We start from the raw sequence: 4,193 nt of genomic DNA, 5'->3' as shown, positions 1-4,193 counted from the left end.
CCCCGCCGCCCCCGCCGCGCACCGTCCTGCCCGACCCGAAGGGCCGCCGGGAGGCACTCCCCAGGGCGCTCTACTCCGGCCCCGGCTTCGACGCCTGCACCGCCCCGGCGCTGGAGACCATGCAGGCCTGGTGGAACTCCTCCCCGTACGGCGCCCTCGGCATCTACAGCAGCGGGGACCACCGTGCCTGCACCCAGCCCCGGCTGACCGCCGACTGGGTCCGCCGGGTCCGCGCGATGGGCTGGAAACTGCTGCCCACCCACGTGGGCCCGCAGGCGCCGTGCCGGACGGCGGCCGGCAGGCCGCGGCGGATCGACCCGGCCACGGCCGTCCAGCAGGGCCGCGACGAGGCGGCGACGGCGGTGCGCGCGCTGAAGGCACTCGGCCTGGCCGCCGGCACACCGGTCTACCTCGACATCGAGTCGTACCCGCGGGGGGACGCGGCCTGCAGCCAGGCCGTCGTCGAGTTCGCGATGGGCTGGACGCAGGCCCTGCACACCTCCGGCTACCACGCCGGCTTCTACTCCAGCACCGACTCAGGCATCGCCGACCTGGCGGCCGCGGCCCGGGCCGGCAGCTCGCCGCTGCCCGACGCCGTCTGGTTCGCCCGCTGGAACGACCGGGCCGATACCGCCGACACCAGTGGCACCCTCGACGGCCTGTGGGCCGACCGCCGGCGGGTCCACCAGTACCGCGGCAACACCCAGGAGACCTACGGCGGCGCCACCCTCACCATCGACCGCGACCACCTGGACACCCTGGTCGCCCGCTGACCCCGGGCCTCGCCCGGCGTCCACCCGGCGCGCCCCTCCCGCGCCTGTTCCGCGCCCGTTCTGCGCCCGCCGCGCCGCGCCCGGCGCGGTGAGCCGCAGGTCTCATCCCGGTTGCGAAGGCTGACACCGGGGCCCCGGGGCCGACAGAATCGGGCGACGCGTCGTGCGCTACCAGCCAGTAGCCGCAGGCGCCGCGCCCAGCCGCCGCCGGTCAAGGAGGACCCGTGTACAGCACGATGCAGGACGTCCCGCTCACCGTTGCCCGAATCCTGACGCACGGCTCCACCGTCCACGGCCGCTCCACCGTCACCACCTGGAACGGGGCCGAGCCGGCCACCCGCACCTTCGCGGAGGTCGGCGCCCGCGCCGCGCAGCTCGCCCACGCGCTGCGGGACGGGCTCGGGGTCACCGAGGAGAGCATCGTCGGCACGCTGATGTGGAACAACGCGGAACACCTGGAGGTCTACCTCGCGGTGCCCTCCATGGGCGCCGTGCTGCACACCCTCAACCTGCGCCTGCCCGCCAACCAGCTCGCGTACATCATCAACCACGCCGCCGACGGCGCGATCATCGTGGACGGCAGCCTGCTCCCGCTGCTGGCCGGCGTGCTGCCGCAGCTGAACGCCACCCTGCGGCACATCGTGGTCAACGGCGAGGGCGACCGCTCGCTGCTCGACGGCTTCGCGGGCACCGTGCACGGCTACGAGGAACTGATCGCCGGCCGGCCGCTCGAGTACCCCTGGCGGACCGACCTGGACGAGCGCCGGGCCGCCGCGCTCTGCTACACCTCCGGCACCACCGGGGACCCCAAGGGCGTGGTCTACAGCCACCGCTCGGTGTACCTGCACTGCCTGCAGGTCAACGCGGCGGACAGCTTCGGCCTGACCTCCCGCGACCTGGCGCTGCCGGTCGTCCCGATGTTCCACGTCAACGCCTGGGGCCTGCCGCACGCCGCCTTCATGTCCGGCGCGAGCCTGCTGATGCCCGACCGCCACCTGCAGCCCAAGCCGCTCGCCGAGATGATCGACCGCTTCCGGCCGACCGTCAGCGCAGCCGTCCCGACGATCTGGAACGGCCTGCTGGACGAGCTCGACACCGGCAGCTACGACACCTCCTCGATCCGGATGGTGGTGATCGGCGGCTCGGCCTGCCCGCCCGCCCTGATGAAGGGCTTCCAGGAGCGCCACGGCATCCAGGTGGTGCACGCCTGGGGCATGACCGAGACCTCCCCGCTGGGCACCTTCGCCCTCCCGCCCGGCGGGCTGACCCCGGAGCAGGAGTGGCCGTACCGGGTCACCCAGGGGCTCTTCCCGGCCTCGGTCGAGGCGCGGCTGGTCGGCCCGGCCGGCGAGCGGATGCCGCACGACGGCGAGGCCCAGGGCGAACTGGAGGTCCGCGGCCCGTGGATCGCCGGCGCGTACTTCGCCGGCGCCGGGCAGGACCCGGAGCGGCCCGCGGACAAGTTCAGCGAGGACGGCTGGCTGCGCACCGGCGACGTCGGCACCATCACCCCCGACGGGTACCTGACGCTCACCGACCGCGCCAAGGACGTGATCAAGTCCGGCGGTGAGTGGATCTCCTCGGTCGAGCTGGAGAACCACCTGATGGCCCACCCGGAGGTGGCCGAGGCCGCGGTGGTGGCGGTGCCCGACGAGAAGTGGGGCGAGCGCCCGCTGGCCACCGTGGTGCTGCGGGCCGGCGCCACGGTGGGGCTGCCCGAGCTGCGCGAGTTCCTGGCCGGGCGGATCGCCTCCTGGCAGCTGCCCGAGCGCTGGGCGCTGGTGCCCGCGGTGCCGAAGACCAGCGTCGGCAAGTTCGACAAGAAGGTGATCCGGGCCGAGTACGCGCAGGACCGCCTGGAGGTCACCGTGCTCGGCAAGGCGTGACGGACCGCCGGACACCCCTCGGGAATACCCCCGGGGGGTATCCGGTTGCCATGGGTGGAACCGCTGCCAGAGCAGGAGGACCCACCATGGACCACCAGCCCCAGCACCACCCGCACCAGCACGGACACGAGCACCGCCCCGCCGGCCGGCCGCGCCGCACCGGCTGGGCCGACGCCGCCCGCGCCACCGTGCACTGCCTCACCGGCTGCGCCATCGGCGAGGTCCTCGGCCTGGTCATCGGCACCGCCCTCGGCCTGCATACCGGCGCCACCATCGGCCTGTCGATCGCGCTCGCCTTCGCCTTCGGCTACGCGCTGACCATGCGCGGCGTCCTGCGGGCCGGCCTCGACCCGGTCCGGGCGTTCAAGGTCGCCCTGGCGGCCGACACCGTCTCCATCCTGGTCATGGAACTGATCGACAACACCGCCATGCTGGCCGTCCCGGGCGCGATGGACGCCGGCCTCGGCGACGCCCTGTTCTGGACCTCGCTGGCCGGCTCGCTGTCCCTGGCCTTCACGCTCACCGTCCCGGTGAACCGCCTGCTGATCGGCCGGGGCCGCGGCCACGCGGTCGCCCACGCCCACCACTGACGACGGCGCCACCACCGGCGGCGGCACCCGGGAGCCCGGGTGCCGCCGCCGGTCCGGACTCAGCCGACCGCGCTGACCTCGCCCATCGCACCGATCCGCCCGAGCAGGTCGACGATCCGGGACTGCACGTCCTCGGTGGTCGACCGCTCGGCCAGGAACAGCACCGTCTCCCCGGTCCGCAGCCGCGGCAGCTCCTGCGGGTCGAGATCCACCGAGGTGTACACCACCAGCGGCGTGCGGTGCAGCCGGTCGTTGGCGCGCAGCCAGTCCAGCAGCCCCGCCCGGCGGCGGCGGACCTGCAGCAGGTCCATCACCACCAGGTTCGGCTGCACACTGCTGGCCCGGGAGACCGCGTCGTTCTCGTCCAGCGCGTGCTCGACGTGCATCCCACGCCGCTCCAGGCTGCTGATCATCGCCGCGGCGATGTCCGGGTCGGACTCCACCAGCAGCACCCGTGCCGCATGGGTCTCACTGTCCCGCGGCGCCAGCGCCCGCAGCAGCACCGCCGGGTCCGCGCCGTACGCGGCGTCCCGGGTGGCCTGGCCGAGCCCGGCCGTCACCAGCACCGGCACCCGGCTGTTCAGCGCGGCCGTCCGCAGGGACTGCAGCGCGGTACGGGTGATCGGCCCGGTCAGCGGGTCGACGAACAGCGCCGCCGGGAACCCCGACACCTGGGCGTCGACCTCCTCGCGCGAACTCACGATCACCGGCCGGTAGCCGCGGGCCTGGAGCGCCTGCTTGGTCGACGGGTCCGGCTCGGGCCACACCAGCAGCCGCCGGGCACCGTCGACGGCCGGGGTCACCATGGTCGGCGGGTCCGCCGCGGCAGCCGCCCCGGCGGACTCCTCGCCCGGCCGGTCCGCCCCGGACATCGGCAGCTCCGCCACCGGACGCGGCGGGGTCCGCGACCCCGCCGGCGCCGCCGCCTCGGCCCCCGCACCCGC

At 74.8% G+C, this 4,193-nt stretch carries 4 protein-coding genes; 3 read left to right on the top strand and 1 reads right to left on the bottom strand.

The window, feature by feature from the left end:
* The 3 genes from AA75_RS28365 to AA75_RS28355 form a co-directional block, all read left to right on the top strand.
* On the top strand, positions 1 to 773 hold a 773-nt coding region (locus AA75_RS28365), incomplete at its 5' end, for a DUF1906 domain-containing protein (RefSeq protein WP_051813601.1).
* Positions 774 to 997: 224 nt separating this feature from the next.
* Positions 998 to 2,659 (top strand): long-chain fatty acid--CoA ligase, encoded by a 1,662-nt coding sequence (locus AA75_RS28360; RefSeq protein ID WP_033823127.1) that lies wholly within the window; start codon positions 998 to 1,000, stop codon positions 2,657 to 2,659.
* 86 nt (positions 2,660 to 2,745) lie between these two features.
* On the top strand, positions 2,746 to 3,249 hold the full coding sequence (locus tag AA75_RS28355; protein WP_033823126.1) for a DUF4396 domain-containing protein: 504 nt from the start codon (positions 2,746 to 2,748) through the stop codon (positions 3,247 to 3,249).
* Between the two features lie 59 nt (positions 3,250 to 3,308).
* On the opposite strand, the gene AA75_RS28350 is transcribed toward AA75_RS28355, so the two are convergent.
* Positions 3,309 to 4,193 (bottom strand): response regulator (locus AA75_RS28350; protein WP_233289226.1); only part of this gene is annotated, 885 nt, incomplete at its 5' end.

It is taken from the genome of Kitasatospora sp. MBT63, assembly GCF_000710465.2.
In the GTDB taxonomy this organism is placed as follows: Bacteria; Actinomycetota; Actinomycetes; order Streptomycetales; family Streptomycetaceae; genus Kitasatospora.
The sequence above is the reverse complement of the archived record's forward strand: the minus strand, read 5'-3'. Positions and strand labels throughout refer to the sequence as shown.